The 19613-nt window shown below is 70.2% G+C and carries 25 protein-coding genes, 1 tRNA gene and 1 pseudogene; 18 read left to right on the top strand and 9 right to left on the bottom strand.

Annotation, left to right across the window (positions count from 1 at the left end):
• Window positions 1–296 (top strand): annotated as a pseudogene (locus tag MR1_RS01705) (hypothetical protein); the annotation flags it as partial.
• Here the strand turns inward: MR1_RS01705 and MR1_RS01700 are convergent.
• Window positions 258–527 carry a DUF4031 domain-containing protein gene (locus MR1_RS01700; protein WP_067242816.1) on the bottom strand — a complete coding sequence of 90 codons (270 nt, stop codon included), beginning with the start codon at window positions 525–527 and terminating at the stop codon, window positions 258–260. The pseudogene MR1_RS01705 and the gene MR1_RS01700 sit on opposite strands and share 39 nt — an antisense overlap.
• Before the next feature lie 257 nt (window positions 528–784).
• Here MR1_RS01700 and rplU point away from each other — a divergent pair, with 257 nt between their 5' ends.
• From rplU to MR1_RS01635, 13 genes are all read left to right on the top strand, one after another.
• Window positions 785–1093, top strand: coding sequence for a 50S ribosomal protein L21 (gene rplU, locus MR1_RS01695; RefSeq protein ID WP_169797632.1), 309 nt, complete (start codon window positions 785–787; stop codon window positions 1091–1093).
• Window positions 1094–1113: 20 nt separating this feature from the next.
• Window positions 1114–1368 (top strand): 50S ribosomal protein L27, encoded by a 255-nt coding sequence (gene rpmA / locus MR1_RS01690; protein ID WP_067242812.1) that lies wholly within the window; start codon window positions 1114–1116, stop codon window positions 1366–1368.
• A 137-nt stretch (window positions 1369–1505) separates the two neighbouring features.
• Window positions 1506–3014: a GTPase ObgE gene (obgE, locus tag MR1_RS01685; RefSeq protein WP_067242810.1), complete on the top strand. Its 1509-nt coding sequence runs from the start codon at window positions 1506–1508 to the stop codon at window positions 3012–3014.
• Entirely contained in the window at window positions 3011–3805 is a 795-nt protein-coding gene (gene proB, locus MR1_RS01680) for a glutamate 5-kinase (RefSeq protein ID WP_067242808.1), read from the top strand. The genes obgE and proB overlap by 4 nt, the downstream gene beginning before the upstream one ends.
• A 69-nt stretch (window positions 3806–3874) precedes the next feature.
• Window positions 3875–5173, top strand: coding sequence for a glutamate-5-semialdehyde dehydrogenase (locus MR1_RS01675; RefSeq protein WP_084344277.1), 1299 nt, complete (start codon window positions 3875–3877; stop codon window positions 5171–5173).
• 48 nt (window positions 5174–5221) lie between these two features.
• The gene (locus MR1_RS01670; RefSeq protein ID WP_067242806.1) at window positions 5222–5446 is read left to right on the top strand and encodes a hypothetical protein; all 225 of its coding nucleotides are present in this window, start codon (window positions 5222–5224) and stop codon (window positions 5444–5446) included.
• Between the two features lie 9 nt (window positions 5447–5455).
• On the top strand, window positions 5456–6055 hold the full coding sequence (gene nadD, locus MR1_RS01665) for a nicotinate-nucleotide adenylyltransferase (protein ID WP_067242805.1): 600 nt from the start codon (window positions 5456–5458) through the stop codon (window positions 6053–6055).
• Window positions 6052–7164 (top strand): hypothetical protein, encoded by a 1113-nt coding sequence (locus tag MR1_RS01660; RefSeq protein ID WP_084344276.1) that lies wholly within the window; start codon window positions 6052–6054, stop codon window positions 7162–7164. Before nadD ends, MR1_RS01660 begins: the two co-directional genes overlap by 4 nt.
• Window positions 7164–7547: a ribosome silencing factor gene (gene rsfS / locus MR1_RS01655; protein WP_067242829.1), complete on the top strand. Its 384-nt coding sequence runs from the start codon at window positions 7164–7166 to the stop codon at window positions 7545–7547. Before MR1_RS01660 ends, rsfS begins: the two co-directional genes overlap by 1 nt.
• Window positions 7548–7582: 35 nt before the next feature.
• The gene (locus tag MR1_RS01650) at window positions 7583–8272 is read left to right on the top strand and encodes an SDR family oxidoreductase (RefSeq protein ID WP_067242803.1); all 690 of its coding nucleotides are present in this window, start codon (window positions 7583–7585) and stop codon (window positions 8270–8272) included.
• 103 nt (window positions 8273–8375) lie between these two features.
• Window positions 8376–8451: transfer RNA gene (locus tag MR1_RS01645), tRNA-Ala, on the top strand.
• A 292-nt stretch (window positions 8452–8743) separates the two neighbouring features.
• Window positions 8744–9892: a Fic family protein gene (locus tag MR1_RS01640; RefSeq protein ID WP_067242801.1), complete on the top strand. Its 1149-nt coding sequence runs from the start codon at window positions 8744–8746 to the stop codon at window positions 9890–9892.
• A gap of 723 nt (window positions 9893–10615) precedes the next feature.
• The gene (locus tag MR1_RS01635; protein WP_067242800.1) at window positions 10616–10876 is read left to right on the top strand and encodes a VOC family protein; all 261 of its coding nucleotides are present in this window, start codon (window positions 10616–10618) and stop codon (window positions 10874–10876) included.
• A gap of 21 nt (window positions 10877–10897) precedes the next feature.
• Here MR1_RS01635 and MR1_RS01630 read toward each other — a convergent pair whose 3' ends face one another.
• Window positions 10898–11122, bottom strand: coding sequence for a helix-hairpin-helix domain-containing protein (locus MR1_RS01630; RefSeq protein WP_067242799.1), 225 nt, complete (start codon window positions 11120–11122; stop codon window positions 10898–10900).
• Window positions 11123–11335: 213 nt separating this feature from the next.
• Here MR1_RS01630 and MR1_RS01625 point away from each other — a divergent pair, with 213 nt between their 5' ends.
• Together MR1_RS01625 and MR1_RS01620 are read left to right on the top strand one after the other, a co-directional pair.
• Window positions 11336–12319, top strand: a complete 984-nt coding sequence (locus MR1_RS01625) for an iron-containing redox enzyme family protein (protein WP_067242827.1) — start codon at window positions 11336–11338, stop codon at window positions 12317–12319.
• A complete protein-coding gene (locus tag MR1_RS01620) occupies window positions 12316–12540 on the top strand; it encodes a CDGSH iron-sulfur domain-containing protein (RefSeq protein ID WP_067242797.1) in 225 nt (74 codons plus the stop codon). The genes MR1_RS01625 and MR1_RS01620 overlap by 4 nt, the downstream gene beginning before the upstream one ends.
• Window positions 12541–12592: 52 nt before the next feature.
• On the opposite strand, the gene MR1_RS01615 is transcribed toward MR1_RS01620, so the two are convergent.
• Entirely contained in the window at window positions 12593–12976 is a 384-nt protein-coding gene (locus tag MR1_RS01615) for a MerR family transcriptional regulator (protein WP_067242796.1), read from the bottom strand.
• A gap of 78 nt (window positions 12977–13054) precedes the next feature.
• Here MR1_RS01615 and MR1_RS01610 point away from each other — a divergent pair, with 78 nt between their 5' ends.
• Complete coding sequence (locus MR1_RS01610) at window positions 13055–13654, top strand: DUF998 domain-containing protein (RefSeq protein ID WP_067242795.1); 600 nt, start codon at window positions 13055–13057, stop codon at window positions 13652–13654.
• A gap of 9 nt (window positions 13655–13663) precedes the next feature.
• Here the strand turns inward: MR1_RS01610 and MR1_RS01605 are convergent, their stop codons facing one another.
• The 4 genes from MR1_RS01605 to MR1_RS01590 all read right to left on the bottom strand — a co-directional run bounded on the left by MR1_RS01605 (window position 13664) and on the right by MR1_RS01590 (window position 17304).
• Window positions 13664–13930: a hypothetical protein gene (locus MR1_RS01605; RefSeq protein ID WP_067242794.1), complete on the bottom strand. Its 267-nt coding sequence runs from the start codon at window positions 13928–13930 to the stop codon at window positions 13664–13666.
• Window positions 13931–14047: 117 nt separating this feature from the next.
• A complete protein-coding gene (locus MR1_RS01600; RefSeq protein WP_067242792.1) occupies window positions 14048–14668 on the bottom strand; it encodes an NADPH-dependent F420 reductase in 621 nt (206 codons plus the stop codon).
• Window positions 14665–15885, bottom strand: a complete 1221-nt coding sequence (locus tag MR1_RS01595) for an FAD-dependent monooxygenase (protein WP_067242790.1) — start codon at window positions 15883–15885, stop codon at window positions 14665–14667. The genes MR1_RS01600 and MR1_RS01595 overlap by 4 nt, the downstream gene beginning before the upstream one ends.
• 39 nt (window positions 15886–15924) lie before the next feature.
• Window positions 15925–17304 carry an MFS transporter gene (locus tag MR1_RS01590; protein ID WP_067242788.1) on the bottom strand — a complete coding sequence of 460 codons (1380 nt, stop codon included), beginning with the start codon at window positions 17302–17304 and terminating at the stop codon, window positions 15925–15927.
• Between the two features lie 150 nt (window positions 17305–17454).
• On the opposite strand from MR1_RS01590, the gene MR1_RS01585 reads away from it, so the two are divergent.
• Window positions 17455–18354, top strand: a complete 900-nt coding sequence (locus MR1_RS01585; protein WP_067242786.1) for a LysR family transcriptional regulator — start codon at window positions 17455–17457, stop codon at window positions 18352–18354.
• A gap of 58 nt (window positions 18355–18412) precedes the next feature.
• Here MR1_RS01585 and MR1_RS01580 read toward each other — a convergent pair whose 3' ends face one another.
• Complete coding sequence (locus tag MR1_RS01580; RefSeq protein WP_067242782.1) at window positions 18413–18901, bottom strand: YbaK/EbsC family protein; 489 nt, start codon at window positions 18899–18901, stop codon at window positions 18413–18415.
• Window positions 18898–19467: a helix-turn-helix domain-containing protein gene (locus MR1_RS01575; RefSeq protein WP_217996160.1), complete on the bottom strand. Its 570-nt coding sequence runs from the start codon at window positions 19465–19467 to the stop codon at window positions 18898–18900. Before MR1_RS01575 ends, MR1_RS01580 begins: the two co-directional genes overlap by 4 nt.
• Between the last annotated feature and the right edge of the window lie 146 nt (window positions 19468–19613).

The raw sequence follows: 19613 nt of genomic DNA, 5'->3' as shown, positions 1-19613 counted from the left end.
CGCCGGTCGTCGCCGACACGGCCCCGGTCGTGCCCGTCGAGGCGGAGCGCCCGAAGAAGGCGCGCAAGAAGCGCCCCGAGCGCAGCAAGGCGCCGCGCACCGAGACCGAGCAGCTGCTGGACTCCGTGCTCGATGCGCTCCCGGAGCCCAAGGCCCCGGGGCAGGGGCGTGCGCGTCGTCGCGTGACGACGGCGGCGCTGTCCGCCGGCACGGCCGTGGTGCACACCCCGGGCGCACCGACGGGGACGGACGAGGGCTCAGCCCCGTCGGTCCCGGGCGCGGACGCGGAGTCCTGAGGCGATCAGCGCCCGAACGAGCTGCTTGCCCGTGACGTGACGCGCTCCGCCGGCGATGAGCCGGGGGAGCGCGTCCTCCGGGACGTCGTAGTGGTCGAGGTCGAACGCACGCCGGGGCAGGTCGTGCGCCGATGCGAACGCGTGCAGCTCCTCGACGCTCTCGTCGCTCACGAGGTGAGCCCACAGTCGCCCGTGCGCGGGCCAGACCGGATCGTCGATGAGGATCGCCATGCGCCGATCCTAGGCGGATCGCGTGCGGGCGGACCCCGGGCGCGACGGCTCGCGACACGGGGCGCCTGCTTTGCGCGATGCAGCCCGGATCCGGTAAAGTAGCTCCTTGGTGCACCGCGCGTCTGTCCCACTCGGGCGTGCGGAGGTTGCCCATCGCGCCCGCCACTGCGGTCCCTCTGCTCGTGGCGCGAAGCACAGCACAGTCTTCCCGTGAGAGTAACGGAGCCCAGAGCTCCCCAATGAAAAACAGGTGTGAAGTGGTTTACGCAGTAGTGCGCGCCGGTGGTCGGCAGGAGAAGGTCGAGGTCGGCACGATCGTCCAGCTCGACCGCGTCCAGGCAGCCCAGGGCGACAAGATCGAGCTGCCGGCTGTTCTCTTCGTCGACGGCGACACGGTCACCACCGACGCCGACAAGCTCGCGAAGGTCAAGGTCACCGCCGAGGTCGTCAGCCACCTCCGCGGCCCGAAGATCGTCATCCAGAAGTTCAAGAACAAGACCGGCTACAAGAAGCGCCAGGGCCACCGTCAGGAGCTCACGCGCGTCAAGGTCACCGGCATCAAGTAAGCACCAAGAGGAGCTGAGAAATGGCACACAAGAAGGGTGCGAGCTCGACCCGCAACGGTCGTGACTCCAATGCACAGCGACTCGGCGTGAAGCGCTTCGGCGGCCAGGCCGTCAACGCCGGCGAGATCCTCGTCCGTCAGCGCGGCACGCACTTCCACCCCGGCGTGAACGTCGGCCGTGGTGGCGACGACACGCTGTTCGCCCTCGCCGCCGGCGCGGTCGAGTTCGGCACGAAGGGCGGCCGCAAGGTCGTCAACATCGTCGCCGGCGAGTAAGTCGCTCGCAGACAGCGAGAAACCGGACGGGGCGGGCTTCGGCTCGCCCCGTCCGCGTATCCGCCGGTGAGCCGACCGCCGTCCGGCCCGAGAAACGCGCCCGCTGAAGCGGCGCACAGCACGAGGAGAATCCCGCCATGGTCACGTTCGTCGACACCGTCACGCTGCATCTGCGTGCGGGCAAGGGCGGCAACGGCTGCGTCTCCGTGCACCGCGAGAAGTTCAAGCCGCTGGGCGGCCCGGACGGCGGCAACGGCGGGGACGGGGGCGACATCGTGCTCGTGGCCGACCCGCAGACCGGAACCCTGCTCTCCTACCACCATTCGCCCCACCGCTCCTCGGGCAACGGCGGCTTCGGGATGGGCGATCACCGTTCCGGCTACGCCGGCGAGACCCTCGAGCTCCCGGTGCCGGTGGGCACCGTCGTGAAGAGCCCGTCCGGCGAGGTGCTCGTCGACCTGGTCCAGCCGGGGCAGCGATATGTCGTTGCCCGGGGCGGGCAGGGCGGGCTGGGCAACGCCGCGCTCGCGACCCCGAAGCGCAAGGCGCCCGGATTCGCGCTGCTGGGCACCCCCGGGTTCGAGGGGGATGTCGTCCTCGAGCTCAAGACGGTCGCCGACGTGGCGCTGGTCGGGTATCCGTCGGCGGGCAAATCCAGCCTGATCGCCGCGCTCTCCGCGGCGCGGCCGAAGATCGCCGACTACCCGTTCACGACCCTGCACCCGAATCTCGGCGTCGTGCAGGCCGGCGACTCGCGCTACACGATCGCCGACGTGCCCGGGCTGATCGAAGGGGCCAGCGAGGGCCGCGGGCTCGGGCTGGAGTTCCTCCGCCACGTCGAGCGCTGCTCGGCGCTGCTGCACGTCATCGACTGCGCGACGCTGGAGCCGGGGCGAGACCCGCTGTCGGACCTCGACGTGATCCTCGCCGAGCTGGCGGCGTACCAGGTCCCCGAAGGCCAGGTGCCGCTGCTGGAGCGTCCGCAGCTCGTCGCTCTGAACAAGATCGACGTCCCCGAGGCGCGTGAGCTCGCCGAGATGGTGCGTCCCGACATCGAGGCCCGCGGATTCCGCGTCTTCGACATCTCCACCGTGTCGCGCGAGGGACTGCGTCCTCTCTCCTTCGCTCTGGGGGAGATCGTGGACCGGCACCGCGCCGAGCAGGCCGTCGAGGTCGTTCCCGAGCGCGTCGTGATCCGTCCGCGCGGGGCGGAGCGGGACTTCGAGATCCGTGTCGAGGGCGGCAGCTACGGCAACGTCTACCGGATCCTGGGGGAGAAGCCTGTGCGCTGGGTCCAGCAGACGGACTTCCAGAACGAGGAGGCCGTCGGCTACCTCGCCGATCGCCTGGAGAAGCTGGGAGTGGAGGACGAGCTGTTCCGACTGGGAGCGACGGCGGGCTCGACCGTCGTCATCGGGCCGGGCGACAGCATCGTCTTCGATTGGGAGCCGTCCATCTCGTCGGCGGCCGAGCTGATCGGCACGCCGCGCGGCCTCGACCCGCGCTTCGATCCCAACACCCGGCGCACCACCAGCCAGCGTCGCGAGCAGTACCACGAGCGGATGGACGCCAAGGCCGCCGCGCGCGCGGAGCTGGAGGCCGAGCGCCGTGCGACCAAGGGGGTCCCGGCGGAGGACGAGGAATGACCGCTCGCTCCCGCGCCGAGCTGGCGACGGCCGAGCGGATCGTCGTGAAGGTCGGCTCCTCCTCGATCAGCGGCGAGTCGGCGTGGCGGATCCCGGTGATCGTCGAAGCCCTGGCGGCGGCCCACGCGCGCGGGACCGAGGTCGTGCTCGTCTCCTCCGGCGCGATCGCGAGCGGCATCCCGCTGCTGCGCCTGGACGCCCGTCCCACGGATCTGGCCACGCAGCAGGCCGCCGCCGCGGTGGGACAGAACGTCCTCGTCTATCGGTACCAGCAGGCGCTCCAGCCGCACGGGATCGTCGCCGGACAGGTGCTGCTGACCACCGGCGACCTGGAGCACCCGACGTCGCGCTCGAACGCGCGACGGGCCATGGAACGGCTCCTCGGGCTGCGCGTGCTGCCGATCGTCAACGAGAACGACACCGTCGCCACCCAGGAGATCCGCTTCGGCGACAACGACCGGCTGGGCGCGCTCGTGGCTCAGCTCGTCGGCGCCGACGCGCTCGTGCTTCTCAGCGACGTCGACTCGCTGTACACCAAGCCGCCGTCGGACCCCTCCGCGGAGCCGATCGCCTTCGTGCCCGCGGGCGCGGACCTGTCGGGGCTGGAGTTCGGCGCCAGCGTGGTCAACGGCGTGGGAACCGGAGGCGCCGCGACCAAGGCATCCGCGGCACGCCTGGCCGCGTCGTCCGGGATCGGCGTGCTCGTCACGAACGCGGACCTCGTGGGGCGGGCCTTGGACGGCGACGAGATCGGCACCTGGTTCGAGCCCGCGGCTCCGGCCTCCCGCTGAGCCGTCCCGCTCGTCTCGGCGGGCGTCACGCGCGGATCCGCACCGTTCCGGGGTCGATACACTGACCGCATGAGCGTGGAAGCCGTGATCGCCCCCGTCCCCGACGACGCCGTCTCGGCGGCCGACGGCCCGCAGGAGCGGATGCGGCGGGCCAAGGACGCCTCGCGCGCGACTGCGCGGCTGACGAGTGACGAGAAGGCACGGCTCCTGCACGCCGTGGCCGACGGGATCGAGGGCGCCTCGGCGCGCATCATCGCCGCCAACGACCGGGATCTGGAGCGCGGCAGGGACGAGGGGCTGAGCGACGCGCTGCGTGATCGCCTGCGCCTCGACGAGACGCGCATCGCCGCCCTGGCGTCGGCCGTGCGGGAAGTGGCGGCGCTGCCGGACCCGATCGGTCAGGTCGTCGGAGGCCACCGGATGCCGAACGGCGTCGCCCTGGAGCAGGTCCGCGTGCCGTTCGGCGTCGTCGGGGTGATCTATGAAGCTCGCCCCAACGTGACCGTCGACATCGCGGCCCTGGCCCTCCGCTCCGGCAACGCCGTGGTGCTGCGCGGAGGCAGTGCGGCGCGGGAGTCGAACAGCGCGCTGGTGTCGATCATGCGCGAGGCCGTCTCCCGGAACGGCCTCACGCCCGAGGCGATCCAGACCGTCGACGACTTCGGGCGGGACGGGGCGCGGGCGCTCATGCAGGGCCGAGGGCTCATCGACGTGCTCGTCCCGCGGGGGAGCGCGTCGCTGATCGAGACCGTCGTGACGGAGTCGACGGTGCCGGTGATCGAGACGGGGGCGGGCAACGTGCACATCGTCCTCGACGAGACCGCCCCGGAGGACTGGGCACGGGACATCGTGGTCAACGCCAAAGTGCAGCGCCCCAGCGTGTGCAACGCCGTCGAGACGGTGCTGGTCCTGCGGCCGGCCGCGGAACGCCTGGTCCCGCTCGTGACCGGCGCCCTGGCCGAGCACGGAGTGACGGTGCACGGCGACGACGACGTCGTCCGGTTGGGCGCGGACATCGTGCCGGCGACGGAGGAGGACTGGGCCACGGAGTACCTGAGCCTGGACCTGGCGATGCGCGTCGTGGACTCCCTGGACGAGGCGCTCGCCCACATCCGCACCTACAGCACCGGTCACACGGAGTCCATCATCACGACGGACGCCCGAAACGCCGAGCGCTTCCTGGCCGAGGTCGACTCGGCGGTGGTCATGGCCAACGCGTCCACCCGCTTCACGGACGGGGGCGAGTTCGGCTTCGGTGCGGAGGTGGGGATCTCGACCCAGAAACTGCACACCCGCGGCCCGATGGGGCTCTCCGAGCTGACCAGCACGAAGTGGTTGGCGCGTGGAGCCGGTCAGACGCGCGGCTGAGGGCTAGACTGAGGGGCGGAATCCGCCCGGTCACCCCTTGGAGTATCGATGAACCTCGTCGCACAGATCGCGATGGCCACCGCTGAAGCGGAGCACCACGGCAACGTGGCGCTGGACACTGTCATCTTCGGGATCATCGCGGCGGTCACGTTCACCGCGCTGGGTCTGGTCACGCTGTCCTACCGCAACGTCGCCAACCGGCACTCCGCCAAGGCCGAGGCATGGGCCGCGGCGCACGGCAAGGACGGGCACGGAACGGGGCACGGCCACTAGGCCTCGGGGATGACGACGACCTCGCGAGCGCCGCGCATCGGCGTGATGGGCGGGACCTTCGACCCGATCCATCACGGGCACCTGGTCGCCGCCAGCGAGGTCGCGCACTCGTTCGGCCTGGACGAGGTGGTCTTCGTGCCCACCGGTCAGCCCTGGCAGAAGAGCAACGTCACCGCCAGCGAGCACCGGTATCTGATGACGGTCATTGCGACCGCATCGAACCCGAGCTTCACCGTGAGCCGCGTCGACATCGACCGCGAGGGGCCCACGTACACGATCGACACCCTCCGAGACCTGAAACGCGAGCGGCCGGATGCGGAGTTCTTCTTCATCTCGGGTGCAGACGCCGTGGCGCAGATTCTCAGCTGGAGGGACCATGATGAGTTGTGGGATCTGGCCCACTTCGTCGCCGTCTCCCGACCAGGGCACGTCCTGAGCACCGACGGACTTCCCACCGAGGACATCAGTCAGCTCGAGGTCCCCGCCCTGGCCATCTCGTCCACGGACTGCCGGGCGCGGGTGCGCGATGGCGATCCGGTCTGGTATCTCGTTCCCGACGGGGTCGTCCAGTACATCGCGAAGCATCATCTGTATCGGAGCAAGGCATGAGCACATCGGATCAGCGCGGGGGTGCCCCCCTCACCCGCAAGCAGATGCGGGAAGCACGGCTCACCGGCGCGACGACGGTCATCACCCCTGAGGAAGCGGACGCCGCGAAGAACGCACAGGCGGCCGCGTCGGCCCCGGCGACGCCGCAGCCGGACGCGACGGACGCCGCCGGCGTCGAAGAGGCCGCTCCCGTCCAGGAGGAGCTGAAGCCGGAGCCCGCGGTGGAGCACGACCAGGCCGAGGCCTCGGGCGCGGCGCCGTTGACGCGGCGTCAGATCCGGGAGCAGGAGCGCGTCCGCACCGCTTCGGTCCCCCTGGTCGAGGAGGAGCCGGCTCCGCCCGCGCCGGAGCAGAAGAGCGACCAGAAGCCCGAGCCGACCGCACCGGAGCCGCACCGCAGCACTCGGGCGGAGGCGCGCGGCGGGGCGGAGAAGTCGCGCGCGACGGACGAGCCGATCGTGTCCGAGGTTCCCCGAGCGACCCCGACGCCGCCTGCCCCGATCGAGAACCCGACTCCCGAGCGTGACTCCGCCCCTGCCGGGTCGAAGGAGTCCGCACCCGCCTCGGATGCGCCGCAGACGGGCGCCGACACCGACGAGGGCCCGCACCGTCCGATCGTCCGACGGGGGTTCGGCGAGGCCGTGCTGTCCACCGACGATGCCGGGTCCGGTCCCCAGCGCTCCTTCGACGAGCTCCTCTCCTCGGACGGCGGCTCCCAGCACTCGGCGCCGAACGCGCTGATCTTCCAGCAGGCGCCCGGCGTCGGCTCCCTCTCCGGTCCCGTCGCGGCGACGGGGGAGATCCTCGTCACGGGCAGCTATGAGCTGCCCGAGGGCCTGGGCTCGCAGGGGCACGCGCGCGGCACCGCCGACGGGAAGGAGGTGGACGCCGTCCTCGTGGACGGGGAGCTGCCGCCCGCGTCGTCGCCGACGCCCATCGCGGCGAGCTCCGCGATCAGCACGATCAAGCCCGCCGGCGAGGTGATCCGCCCGCCGGAGCCGGAGAAGAGCAACAAGCTGATGATCGCGTTGACCATCACCGCGGGCGCTCTCGCCGTGGCGCTCGTGGGAGCGCTCATCGTCGCGATCACCACGGGGGTCTTCTCGTGATGCAGTCGGCGGCGTCCGCGACCGAGATGCTGCAGATCGCCGCCGAGGCCGCGCTCTCCAAGGGCGGGGAGGACCTGCTCGCCCTCAACGTGTCGGAGCCGCTGCCGCTCGTCGACATCTTCCTGCTCGTGACCGGGAACAGCGAGCGCAACGTCGCCGCGATCGCGGACGAGGTCGAGGACCGGCTCATCGAGGCGGGACACAAGCGTGTGCGCCGCGAGGGTCGCGACGAAGCGCGGTGGGTCCTGCTGGACTTCGGTGACCTCATCGTGCACGTGTTCCACGAGCAGGAGCGCACCTACTACGGTCTGGAGCGGCTGTGGAAGGACTGCCCGGTCGTCCCGATCGAAGCCGCCCAGCCCGGCCGGGCCGTCGGGGAGTAGTCGGTCGATCCGACGCGGCGTGCGACGATGGACGTATGCCGTTGACCCTCCTCACCGGTGCCGGTTCCGGCATCGGCGAAGCCCTCACCCGACGACTCCATGAGCGCGGCGACGACCTCGTCCTCCTGGCGCGGGACGCCGGCCGTGCGCGCACCCTGGCGGAGCGCTTCCCCGGGGTGCGCACGCTGGTGGCGGACCTGGCGAACCCGGGGCGGATCTCCTGGGCTCTGTCCCAGCAGAGCCTGCCCGAGCGGATCGATGCGCTCGTTCACGTCGCGGGCGTCGTCGATCTCGGGCCCGTGGGGGAGACGCCCGCGTCGTCCTGGGAGCAGCAGCTCGCTGTGAACCTGGTCGGACCGGCCGAGCTGACCCGTCTGCTGCTTCCGCTCATCCGCGTGGCGAAGGGTCAGGTGCTCTTCGTGAACTCGGGCGCGGGTCTGCGCGCACACGCGGGATGGGGTGCGTACGCGGCGTCCAAGCACGGCCTGCGTGCCCTCGCCGATGCGCTCCGGTCGGAAGAGGAGGCGCACGGCGTGCGCGTGACCTCGGTGTACCCCGGACGGACGGCGACCCCGATGCAGGAGCGGGTGCATCAGCAGGAGGGACAGCCGTACGACCCGACGCGGTTCATCGACCCGGAGTCCGTCGCGACGAGCATCCTCACGGCTCTCGATCTTCCCCGGGACGCACAGCTGACCGACCTGACCATCCGGCCCGGTGCGTAAGAGGCGACACTCCCGGAGGAGCGGAACGGCGTCCGGATTCGCGCGAGGTCCGGCGCGTGTAGTAAGCTCAAGGAGTTGTCGCGGGAGGCCGCGAACAGCATCTGGGCCTGTGGCGCAGCTGGTAGCGCACCTGCATGGCATGCAGGGGGTCAGGGGTTCGAGTCCCCTCAGGTCCACCAAATTTTCACCGTTTATCAGGTGTTTTCTTCAACGCCAAGAGGTAGCCTACACCGCTGATGCGCCCACTTTTCGAGTGCCAGGGGCTGCTTTGCTTTCTGGTCTCCGCGCCGCGCGCATCTCAGATGCGGGTTTTCAGCGATCGGGCACCAACGGCTGGTGTGAAGAACGAATTCGGGGTCGGCTCCTGGGGCGGTGCCGTCGAGTATTCAGCGGCCGTTGCGTGGCGACAGCCCCAGCTCCCCCTGCATGACGCTATGATGATAAATAATCATCATTCGGAGGTTTAGCGTCATGTTCGTTCTGCCCGAGCTCGATGAGCAGGAGCGGGACGTTCGTGCTGCCATCCAGCAGTACAACGACGCTCTCGCGCTGCAGGTGCGCCAGAACAACAGGTGGACGGCGCCGCTTCGACGGATGACCTTCGCCCGGAACGTGCAGGGCTCCAACTCCATCGAGGGCATCAACGCCAGCGTCGACGACGTCGCTGCCATCGCGCAGGGGGAGAAGCCCGCCACCGTTGATGAGGACACCGAGCGCGCCCTCGCCGGCTACCAATTGGCGATGACCTACGTTCTCCAGCTCGCCCAGGAGCCGGTCGTCATCGACTCGACGCTGATCCGGAGTCTGCACTACATGGTGGCCTCGCACGACCTCACCAAGCGCCCCGGTCGCTATCGCCGAAGCCCTGTGTACGTCCAGCAGGAATCGACCGGAGACATCGTCCACGAGGGCGCGGACGCCGACGACCTGCCTGCGCTGATGACCGAACTATGCGCCACCGTGCTCCCCCGTAGCGGAGATCGTCTGTTGAACGCGGCGATGGCACACCTGAACTTCGTCCTCATCCACCCGTTCAAGGACGGCAACGGACGCATGGCCCGGGTGCTGCAGTCCCTCGTGCTCGCCGCCGACGGTGACATCTCACCGGTGTTCTACTCCATCGAGGAGTACCTCGGGCGTCACACGCAGGCATACTACGACGTGCTCGCGAAGGTCGGCCAGGGTCACTGGTCGCCGGAAGACGCGACCCCGGAGCAGGTCCGACCGTGGGTGCGGTTCATCCTCACAGCCCATTACAACCAGGCGGCCGAGCGCGCGTCGCGCATCGTCGCAGCAGGGACGGCGGCGTCCGTGCTGAACGACATGGTCGAAGCCGCCGGCATCGACGACCGGGCGCTGGACGCACTCTTCGACGCCATCTTCGGAGCGACCGTGACACGCGGTCGGTACATCGCCTCACTCGCCGATGCCGGCATCGAGGTCAGCCCACAGACCGCGACACGTGACCTGACCGAGCTCGCGAAAGCGAGTCTGCTCATCGCGTCGGGGGAGAAGCGCGGACGTGCGTACAAGGCGGGGCAGCCGCTGCTCGATCTCAAAGAAGAAGTGGGTCTGGGGAGAGTGTGGCGGCACGTTGACCCGTTCGAGGAGGTCCGCTGATGTCGGTCGTCGCTGGCGCACAGCGGTGGATCCTCCTGCCTGATCTGCCCGATCACCTCCCACTCACAGGCCGCCCATGACGAACCCGCCCGCTCGCGTCGGTGATCGCGGCTCCCGCATTCGGCTCGGCAGTGGCTGGATTCCGGGGCTTTGAGCAGTGGACGGATGTCATCCGTCGGACCGTCGGCAAGTGCTGAGGCGGTCGACGCTCAGGTGCGGCAAGCGATCTGGGGGCATCTGGAGCGTCAGATTCCGGGCGCGTCGATGTCGTGGCGCGATGGGAAGTGCACGCGACCGGCCCGAGGATGCCCGACGCCCAGCCACACGTGCCGCTGTCCGATCACGCGATCATCCTGGCACGAACGCGCGCCGGGCGAGCCGCCCAAGTGCTGCTGAGGCGGGGCGGTGCGGCCGGCGGCAGCGGCAGGATACGGTGAAACCCCTACCCGAGAGAGCCCGGTCCGAAGCGCCCGGATATGTTGGGCCGTGCGGGGCTGGTGGCGCACTCGTCGGGAGTGCTCGTGAGGGTGTACACGACCAGCCCCGCGCCAGGATGCGTGCCGCATCATGGTCACGGCCGGTTCATGGTCCCCTCCACCGGCCGTGACCGCCTCTCCGTCGGCCCGGCTTGCCCCGCGAAGCGGGACGCTCCCGCGGCGTGGCCGGTGAGTCCTCGGCCGCGGCCTCGGCTTCCGGCTCCTGGACGGTTACGGCGACAGCGCCATGCTGCGCCTCGACGGCGGCCCCGACCTCATGCTGTGGGAGGCGATGGACCACCGGCCCGCGCAGATCCTGGTGAACGGGGAGCCGAGGCCCGTCTTCTTCCTCCGATCGGAGCGGATCGACGAGTTCGCCGACCGGTGCGCTCGCGAGGGGGTCGGGATCGTGAGCCTCGACGACGGGGGCTTCGCCACCTTCCTGAAGCTCCGCGATCCGAGCGAGAACCTGATCGGCGTCCTTCAACTCGCGAGCTCGGGTCTCTGACGGGGAGGAACGGGCACTCGATCAGGCGTCTCTGTAGCCCAGGCCGCGCGCACGAAGCTCCTCGCCGAGGAGGCGGATCGCCTTCGGGCCGACGCCGTGGATGGCGAGGAGCTCCTTTTCGGTGTGCGTCGCGAGCTGCGCGTACGTGGTGATCCCCGCGTGCGCCAACGAGCGCGGCGCCACCCGGCCCACGGAGGGAGGGAACTCTGTCGCGTTCTCGGCCGTTTCGTCGTCCATCCGGGTCATGTCCCTATCCTCTCTCGGGGTCCATGACGCGAGAAGGGGCCCGATCGGTGAGTTCCGTGCTCACAGCGGGTCCGCATGGCGACGAGAGGCCGGCTCGTCAAGGCCCTTCTCGCGAGCACGGACGACGGTCAAGCTCGGGGTCCGGACGAGAGGAGCCCCGTGACCACGGCCACCACCCCGACACCGTCGATCCCTTTCCACGCTCGCGGAACGCTGAGCCAGGCCGTGCTCGAGCGACTGACCGGGCGGTCGGCGGCCCCGCTGGGCGAGCTCAGCGGCGCGGCGGCGCACGAGAGCACGGATCCACTCCGCGATGACGACCTGCAGCTGTCGCTGTGGATGCTCTACGCCTCGGCGTACGGCTCGGTCGACGGGATCGACCCTGCACAGGAATGGGATCCGGAGCTCGTCGAGACCCGCCTCCGGTTGGAACAGGTCTTCGAGGCGGCGGTGCGGACCGCCGTTCCCGTGCCGACGCTGCCGCCGGCCACGCAGGACGCTGTGGCGCGGGCGCTGTTCACGCTCGTCGACGAGGACGACGGCCCGAGCCTGTCGCGGTTCCTCGCGAGAAGGGCCACGGCCGAGCAGGCGAGGGAGTTCCTGATCCAGCGATCGATCTACACGCGTCGGGAGGCCGATCCGCATTCCTGGGCCATCCCGCGACTGAGCGGGCGCGCGAAGGCGGCGCTCGTCGAGATCCAGGCGGACGAGTACGGCGGAGGGCGTCCGGAGCGGGTCCACGCCGAGATCTTCGCCAAGACGCTCCGCGGAGTCGGTCTCGACGACGCGTATGCCGCGTACGTGGAGCACGTTCCGGCGATCACGCTCGCCTCGCACAACCTGATGTCGCTGTTCGGCCTCAACCGTCGTCTGATCGGCGCGATCGTCGGGCACCTCGCCGCGTTCGAGATGACCTCGTCGATCCCGAACCGGCTCTATGGCGACGGTTTCCGACGGCTCGGCTTCTCCGACGACGTCACGGACTACTTCGACGAGCACGTCGAAGCGGACGCGGTCCATGAGCAGATCGCCGCCCGCGACCTCGCCGGCGCGCTCGCCGAGGACCGCCCCGATCTGCTTCCGGACATCATGTTCGGCGCCGCCGCATGTCTGACGATCGACGGTCTGGTGGGTGCCGAGCTCCTGGAGAAGTGGGAGCGCGGGGAGTCGTCGCTGCGGAAGGCCGTGCCGGCATGAGCCGACACCGCGACCCGGTCACCATCACCCCCTACCCGGACGGGCCCCTCCTCGTTCGCGGCGACGCCGTGATCCTCTCGCCCGAGGGCGAGAGGATCGAGCGTCGGCGGCGGACCGTGGCGCTCTGCCGCTGCGGACTGTCCTCGATCAAGCCCTTCTGCGACGGCACGCACCGGGCCGCCGGATTCCGCACGGAGGAGCACGAGTCCCCGCCGGCGTGAGGAGCGCCCGCAGCCCTCATGCGTGCCGTCGGGTTTCGCGGCTCGGAACCCGTCAGCCTCGCTGCGCCGCGGAATTCTCGGGCTCGTCGGGCGCGACCGCGAGCTCGCGGAGCGCGTCGCGCACCGCGTCGCGTCCGCGCGTCAGCTCCGCGATCCGCTCGTCGAGGACGCGCAGCTGCTCGTCGAGCAGGGCGGCCCGCTGCGCGCTGCCCATGGTGTCCCAGTCCCGCATCCTGGTGCGCATCTGAGCGAGTGAGAACCCGGCGGCACGCCCCGCCGCGATGAGTTCGATGCGACGCACCGCCGCCGCGCCGTAGTCCCGGTATCCGTTCGGATGCCGAGCGATCTGACCCGGGCTGAACATGTCCTGCTGCTCGTAGTAGCGGATCGCTGAGGGCGCGAGACCGGTCCGCCGAGCGAGTTCGCTGATTCTCATGGGCTCCTTGACCTTCAACCTGCTTCAGTCTCTAGCGTTCCAGGAGTCCTCGCCACCGAACGTCGAAGAAGGATCTCCATGGCACATCCGCTCCTGCTCCTCGCGACCGGACTCTTCGTGATCCGGCTCGTCCTTTTCGCGACGCTGCATCTCCTGCCGGGCGGGGTCCATCCCCTGCGCGAGACGGTCAGCGACTATGCCGCGTCCCCCTCCGCCCGCACACGGACGATCGCGGCGGCCGCGTCCTGGACAGCGGCGACCGCCTGGGCGGCCCTGGGCGCCGGGGTGCTCAGCGACGCCGCGCTGGGGGCGAATCGCCTCGGCGTGGGCGCCTGGCTGATCGTCCTCGGCCTCGTCGTCGCGGCGATGCCGTTCGTCCCCACCGACCGGTCCGGGCAGCCCGCGACGATCCGGGGCCGGATCCACCTGCTGTTGGCGATCGGCTGGTTCACCCTCGCCTACTCGACCATCGGACCGCTCGGGCGTCTGCTCTCGGGGACACCCGCGTTCGTCGTCGGTGTGCTGGACCCGGTTGCGGCGGTGTCCCTCGCCGCTCTCGTGATATCGATGGTGTTCCCGGCCCTTCGAGCCCGGACGTTCGGCGCGAGCGAACGGGTGTTCATCCTCGTCGTGACGCTCGCTCCGCTCATCGCCGCCGCCGCTCTCACCGCCCGCTGACGCTGCGGGCTATTGATCGCGACGCGTGTAGGTGCCGTGCGATCCGTGCGCGGAGTGGGGTTCGACGTCATCGCCGGCACGGTGCTGGGCGTCCGTGTAGGCACCCTCGTGATCGGGGTCCGGTTCGGTCTGCTCGGTGCGTGTGTACGCGCCGTCCACGGAGCGGACGTGCTCCCGCTCGTCCTGGGTCTCGGTCTCCGCATCCGTGTACTCCCCTTCCTGGTCGTCGCGGCCCGGAGTGTCGTGGTTCGTGCCCGTCCTGCTGTCGTCGCTCATCGTGGGCTCCTCCTATCGGATGAGCCGTTCACGCTACGACCGTGGTCGGGGGAGGGAAACGGGGTTGACGATCCGCTGTGCCGCGGACACGGGGCACGCCGCCCGATCCGACACGCGTCACGGCAGGAGCGCGAACCCGGACTCGTAGCGCGTCTTCCCCAGGGCGGCCAGGATGATCTGGAGGAAGCCCATGGCCTCCAGCTCCCGTGCGCGGGTGAGCGGGCCGACGTCGACGGCCCGCATCCCCGCCGCCTCGACGAGCGCGGCGACCGACATCTTGGCGTCCGCATAGTCCCCGGCGTACAGCACCGTCGTCGGCGTCGTGCCGTTCGTGCCGCTGGTGAGCGTGTCTCCGAGGTTCACGTTGAAGGCCTTCACCACGGCGGTGCCTTCGGGCAGCAGAGCGGCGAGCTCCGCGGCCGTGGAGGAATCGGCGGGGGAGGTCAGCTGGTCGTACGTGGTGAAGTCGATCGGATTGCTGATGTCGATCACGATCTTGCCGGCGAGACGGTCCCGATAGTGGTCGAGGACGCTCGCATATGCGCCGTAGGGCACGGCCAGGACGACGAGGTCGCCGGTCAGGTCGTCGCCGAGGACTCCGTACTCGAGGCCGGGGCGAGCGGCGGACATGCTCGTCGCGCGGCGCTTGATGATCTGGATGCGGGCGCCGGCCCGCGCAGCGACCTCCGCGATGGCGCCGCTCATCTTGCCGCTTCCGATGATGCTGATCGATGTCATGCGTACTGGACCTTCCTGAATCGGGCGAGCGCGCGCTCGGCGACCTTCTGCGCGTCGTAGTCGAACACCACGCCGCGGCGGAAGTCCCGGCCGACGCGGATGTCCGCGTCGCGCTTGGACAGATCCGCGAACTCGTTCTGCGCGTCGAACATCGCACCCGCTCGCCGGGACCCGTTCTGCAGGATCGCGGTGCGCTGCATGCGGACGGCGGTGTAGCGACGGAAGGCCTCGGGGATGTCGGAGACGTCGTCCGCTGCCGCGAGGAACGTGGCCAGGGCCATGCTGTCCTCGATCGCCTGGTTCACCCCCTGGCCCTGGTGGGGCAGCATCGTGTGCGCCGCGTCGCCGAGCAGCGTGATCGGGCCCCGCGACCAGTCGGTCAGCGGCTCGTGGTCGAAGAGTCCCCACCAGAACGTCTTCTCGATGAGCCCGATGAAGTGATGGAGCCGGGGATCCCAGCCGTCCCCTGCGAACTCGGCGGCGAGCTCCGCGACGTCGGCCGGACCGGACCAGGGCCCATGCAAGGGGCGGTCGCTCGGAACTCCGGCGACGAAGTTGAACAGCCTGCGTTGCTGCAGCGGATAGCACATGAAGTGCCTGCTGTCGCCCATCCAGACCTGGCTGATCATGGGCCAGTCGTCCGGCAGGCGCGCGGCGTCGACGACGCCGCGATAGACGATGTACCCCGAGTAGACGGGCTCGGGGTGCTGACCGACGGCCTGCCGCACCACGGAGTGGATTCCGTCCGCGCCGATCACGGCGTCGAAGACCTCCTCGGCGCCGTTGTCGAACCGCGTCCGGACGCCCGTGTCCTCGGCCTCGACGGACACGAGGCGGTGACCGAGGCGGACGGTATCGGGGTCCACCTCCGCTGCGAGGGCGGCGATGAGATCCGGGCGGTACATCCCGATGTTCCGGTACTGCCGGGAGGTGTCCTCCCAGGCCGCATCGGTGACGACCTCGCCGAGGGCGTTCAGGTAGACGCCGTGTCCGTCGGGGACGGCTCCGGCCCGCCGGATGCCGTCGAGCACGCCGAGTCGGTCGAGGACCCGCGCGGCATTGGGCGCGACGGTGACCCCGGCCCCGACCTCACCGAGCTGCGCGGCCTGTTCGAACACGGTCGCGCGGAGTCCCGCGATCCGGCGGAGAGCGATGGCGGCCGTGAGCCCGCCCATCCCTCCGCCGATGATCGCAATCCTGGTGTCCTGATCTCGCATGGGTTCTCCTTGACGGCGTCGCAGCGGACTGCGCGGTGGTTATCGGGTGGGCGCGAGGCTTTCCGTCGCGTTCCTCGGCGTGAAGACGGTGGCCCCCTGCGCCTGCTCGGTCTCGTGGTCCGGCCCCAGGGGGATCCCGCTGCGGTCCCGGAGGCACAGCGTCGCGCCGGCGCCGAGGAGCGTGGCGAAGAGCAGGTACGCCGAGACGGAGGCCGTGGTGCCCGTGGCGCCCAGCAGCATCTGCGCGATCATCGGCGCGAACGCCCCGCCGAGCACCGCGCCGATCGCATAGGTGATGGAGACGCCGGAGAAGCGGACGGACGCGGGGAAGATCTCCGCGTACCACGCGGCGAGCGGGCCATAGGTGAGGCCGAGTCCGCTCGAGATGAGCAGGACCGCGACGTAGAGGCCGGGAAGGCCTCCGGCGTCGACGAGCCAGAAGACGGGGAACACGACGACGGCCTGGATGCCGAAGCCGATGAGGAAGGTCACCCTCCGTCCGATCCGGTCCGCGAGACGACCCGCGAGGAGCGTCGAGAAGAACCAGACGACGGCCGCGAACACGGCGGCGAGGAGAACCGCCGTGGTGTCGAGGCTCTGGACGCTGATCGCATAGTTGTTGAGGAAGCCGCCGGTCGTCATGTACCCGAGGGTGCCGTTGCCCACGAACACCAGGGCAGCGAGGAAGACGAGATGCCCGTGGCGCCGGAAGAGGGTCACGATCGGGAGGGACTCCTGCTTCCCGCGTCGGGCGATCTCGGCGAAGACCGGGCTCTCGGCCACCGAGCGCCGGATCACGAAGCCGACGACGATGAGCACGACGCTCACCAGGAACGGCACGCGCCAGCCCCACTGCAGGTAGGCCTCACCAGGAGAGATGAGCCCGGTCATGAGCGCGGTCATGCCGGAGGCCAGCAGGAACCCGAGCGGCACGCCGAGCTGGGGCCAGGATCCCGCGCGACCGCGACGGTGGGCGGGGGCGTGCTCGACCGCCATCAGGACGGCACCGCCCCACTCGCCGCCGGCCGAGAGGCCCTGCAGGATCCGCAGCAGGAGCAGCAGCACCGGTGCCGCGATGCCGATCTGCGCGTAGGTCGGGAGCACGCCGATGAGCGTCGTGGCCGCGCCCATGAGGACCAGGGTGGCGACCAGCATGGCGCGGCGGCCGATGATGTCGCCGAAGTGCCCGGCAAGGAAGGCGCCGAGCGGACGGAAGAGGAAGGAGATGCCGACCGTGGCGAAGGAGAGCAGGAGCGCGATCTCCTTCCCGGCCGGCTGGAAGAACAACTGGGCGAAGACGAGCCCGGCGCTCGTGGCGTAGATGAAGAAGTCGTACCACTCGATCGTGGTGCCGATGATCGTCGCGAACGCGATCCGGCGCTGGGACGCCGGATCGCCGGTGGCGGGGGAGGAGGTCATTGTTGTCCCTAACGTCATTGTTCTCCCTCCGGAGGGAGGGATCGGGAAGCGGGTCCTCCTATCGTGGAGCCCTTGTCACTGCATGTAAATCGCACTAATCCGCGGATATAATTCGGTCATACCGAAGAAGCTGACCGGAAGAGGCATGACATGGATGTGAGCCTGCGGCAGCTGGAGCTGTTCGCCGCGTTGCCGGACTTCTCCACCTTGAGTGCCGCCGCAGCGCATCTCCACATCTCCGAGTCCGCGTTGTCGCAGGCGATCACGGCCCTGGAGAAGGCGGTCGGGGAGCAGCTGTGCGTCCGGCGCAAGGCGCGCGGTCTCACCCTGACACCGACCGGCCAGCGTTTCGCCGAGAACGCCCGGAGGATCGTCACGGACACCCGGGAGCTCGTGCGCGGCGCGGGGCGGGACGGGGAGCTCCGGGGGCCGGTGAAGCTCGGCTGCTACTCGAGCTTCGCCACGAACGTCGTCCCTGAGCTTCTGGAGGGGTTTCCCAAACGGCATCCCGGTGTGCAGCTCGAGATCATGGTGGGCACCAACGAGGAGCTGCTCTCCGGTCTGGAGGCCGGGCGCCTGGATGTGGCTCTCGTCTTCGACGTGTCCCTCCCCGTGGGGTATCGCCGCCGCAGGATCTACGCCACGCGGCTCGAGGTCCATCTGCATCCCGATCACCCCTTGGCATCCGCGCTGGCGGTGGATCTGGCGCAGCTCGCCGACGAGCCGTTCATCCTCTACGACGCGACCCCCGGCACGCGCAACGTGACCGACGCCTTCTCCGCCCGGGGGCTGGAACCCCGGATCGAGGCTCGGGTTCCCCAGATCTCGCTCGTCGAGGCGCTCGTGGGACGCGGGGTCGGTTACGGCCTGCTCATGTCGCGACCGAACACCCTGCCCATGAGCACTGAGGGGCGTCCCGTCGTGATCCGCCCGCTGGACCCGCCGGTCACCGTCTCGCATGTGGTGGGCATCTGGCCCGCCGACATGTCGCTCACCCCGCGGGCCTCGGCCCTCCTCGACTTCGCGGTGGAGAAGCTCGGCACCTCATGAGATGAAGCAACGAACCGTGCGCCGCGCTGCGCCGATGACGCGAGCTCGGCGACCCGGCTCAGTCCGCGGCGACCCGTACCCGGCGGCCGCCGGTCAGCGCCGACAGGGAGTCGATCGTGAGCGGCATCACCGTGTGGGGCGTCCCCGCCGCCGCCCAGATCGTGTCGTAGTCGGCGAGGGCCTCATCGATGACCGTGGGCACCGGGGCGGGGTGCCCGACCGGCGCGACGCCGCCGATCGCCTGCCCGGTGACGGTCCTGACCTGCTTCGCCGTGGCCATCTCGATGCGCGCGGCCCCGAGCTGGCCCGCGAGGACCGCCGGATCCACGCGATGACGCCCGCTCGTCATGACGAGCACGGGCTCGTCGTCGGCGAGGAACAACAGGCTGTTGGCGATGGCGCCCACCTCGCATCCGAGCGCCGCCGCCGCCTCCGTCGCCGTGCGGGCGGAGTCGGGAAGCTCGCGGACGCGCGCGGTGATCCCGGCGTCGGTCACGTGCTGCTGGACGATGCGGCTGCGCTCGGGCAGCGTCTGGTCGACGGTCATTCGTGGTGCTCCTCTGTCCGTCGGGGCGGTGTCGCCCTGGCGGGTGCGGCGGCGGGTGGATAGTGCATGAGCAGGACGACGCGGGCAGAGGCGTCCAGGGCTTGAAAGCGATGCGGGACGTCGCCGCGGTAACGCAGGCTCTCCCCGGCGCCGAGCTCGCGTTCGTGCCCGATCGGACCGATGCGGACGCGTCCGCCGAGGACGGTGACGGTCTCCTCGACGCCGTCTGCGTGAGCGCGGCTCTCCTGCCGATCCATCGTCAGGCTCGCCCGATACGCCTCGACCAGCCCTTGGCCGTCGTCCCAGCGGTCGAGGAGGACCGCGCTCACCGATGCGCCGGCGACCTGCACGGCATCGGCGCCCGCGCGCTCGGGCAGCAGGGCGCTGAGCGGCGCGTCCAGGGCGGTGGTCAGCGCGAAGAGGGTGTCGAGGCGGGCGCCGCGGAGACCGTTCTCCAGTTCCGAGATCGTGCCCTTGCCGACGCCGCTTTGGCGTGCCAGCTCGGACAGCGACACGCCCCGGTCCGCGCGCAGCGTTCGCAGCATCGTCCCGAGCGCGTCCGGCACGTCTCGCCTCCGTTCTGTTAACAGAACCCTATGTCGCTCACGGCTTCACGGCAAGGATCGGGCTCGGGAGGAACGGCTGAGCGGGCGTCACCGCACGCTCGTCGGTCCTGGGAGGGGGTCGGCGGATCCGGCGGAGGGCTGCGCCG

The sequence above is a fragment of the Microbacterium resistens NBRC 103078 genome (genome assembly GCF_001552355.1).
GTDB classification, from domain to species: domain Bacteria; phylum Actinomycetota; class Actinomycetes; order Actinomycetales; family Microbacteriaceae; genus Microbacterium; species Microbacterium resistens.
Note: the sequence above shows the minus strand (reverse complement) of the source record. Positions and strands in the feature narration are given on the sequence as shown.

What these genes read in the sequence shown, in the direction of transcription:
- MR1_RS01635 (WP_067242800.1), top strand. Translation starts at nt 10,616, where the DNA reads ATGCTGCGCCTCGACGGCGGCCCCGACCTCATGCTGTGGGAGGCGATG.
- MR1_RS01650 (WP_067242803.1), top strand. Translation starts at nt 7,583, where the DNA reads ATGCCGTTGACCCTCCTCACCGGTGCCGGTTCCGGCATCGGCGAAGCC.
- MR1_RS01585 (WP_067242786.1), top strand. Translation starts at nt 17,455, where the DNA reads ATGGATGTGAGCCTGCGGCAGCTGGAGCTGTTCGCCGCGTTGCCGGAC.
- MR1_RS01605 (WP_067242794.1), bottom strand. Translation starts at nt 13,930, where the DNA reads ATGAGCGACGACAGCAGGACGGGCACGAACCACGACACTCCGGGCCGC.
- MR1_RS01580 (WP_067242782.1), bottom strand. Translation starts at nt 18,901, where the DNA reads ATGACCGTCGACCAGACGCTGCCCGAGCGCAGCCGCATCGTCCAGCAG.
- MR1_RS01600 (WP_067242792.1), bottom strand. Translation starts at nt 14,668, where the DNA reads ATGACATCGATCAGCATCATCGGAAGCGGCAAGATGAGCGGCGCCATC.
- MR1_RS01595 (WP_067242790.1), bottom strand. Translation starts at nt 15,885, where the DNA reads ATGCGAGATCAGGACACCAGGATTGCGATCATCGGCGGAGGGATGGGC.
- MR1_RS01700 (WP_067242816.1), bottom strand. Translation starts at nt 527, where the DNA reads ATGGCGATCCTCATCGACGATCCGGTCTGGCCCGCGCACGGGCGACTG.
- nadD (WP_067242805.1), top strand. Translation starts at nt 5,456, where the DNA reads ATGACGACGACCTCGCGAGCGCCGCGCATCGGCGTGATGGGCGGGACC.
- MR1_RS01660 (WP_084344276.1), top strand. Translation starts at nt 6,052, where the DNA reads ATGAGCACATCGGATCAGCGCGGGGGTGCCCCCCTCACCCGCAAGCAG.
- rsfS (WP_067242829.1), top strand. Translation starts at nt 7,164, where the DNA reads ATGCAGTCGGCGGCGTCCGCGACCGAGATGCTGCAGATCGCCGCCGAG.
- MR1_RS01590 (WP_067242788.1), bottom strand. Translation starts at nt 17,304, where the DNA reads ATGACCTCCTCCCCCGCCACCGGCGATCCGGCGTCCCAGCGCCGGATC.
- MR1_RS01640 (WP_067242801.1), top strand. Translation starts at nt 8,744, where the DNA reads ATGTTCGTTCTGCCCGAGCTCGATGAGCAGGAGCGGGACGTTCGTGCT.
- MR1_RS01670 (WP_067242806.1), top strand. Translation starts at nt 5,222, where the DNA reads ATGAACCTCGTCGCACAGATCGCGATGGCCACCGCTGAAGCGGAGCAC.
- MR1_RS01630 (WP_067242799.1), bottom strand. Translation starts at nt 11,122, where the DNA reads ATGACCCGGATGGACGACGAAACGGCCGAGAACGCGACAGAGTTCCCT.
- proB (WP_067242808.1), top strand. Translation starts at nt 3,011, where the DNA reads ATGACCGCTCGCTCCCGCGCCGAGCTGGCGACGGCCGAGCGGATCGTC.
- MR1_RS01675 (WP_084344277.1), top strand. Translation starts at nt 3,875, where the DNA reads ATGAGCGTGGAAGCCGTGATCGCCCCCGTCCCCGACGACGCCGTCTCG.
- rpmA (WP_067242812.1), top strand. Translation starts at nt 1,114, where the DNA reads ATGGCACACAAGAAGGGTGCGAGCTCGACCCGCAACGGTCGTGACTCC.
- MR1_RS01610 (WP_067242795.1), top strand. Translation starts at nt 13,055, where the DNA reads ATGGCACATCCGCTCCTGCTCCTCGCGACCGGACTCTTCGTGATCCGG.
- MR1_RS01615 (WP_067242796.1), bottom strand. Translation starts at nt 12,976, where the DNA reads ATGAGAATCAGCGAACTCGCTCGGCGGACCGGTCTCGCGCCCTCAGCG.
- MR1_RS01620 (WP_067242797.1), top strand. Translation starts at nt 12,316, where the DNA reads ATGAGCCGACACCGCGACCCGGTCACCATCACCCCCTACCCGGACGGG.
- obgE (WP_067242810.1), top strand. Translation starts at nt 1,506, where the DNA reads ATGGTCACGTTCGTCGACACCGTCACGCTGCATCTGCGTGCGGGCAAG.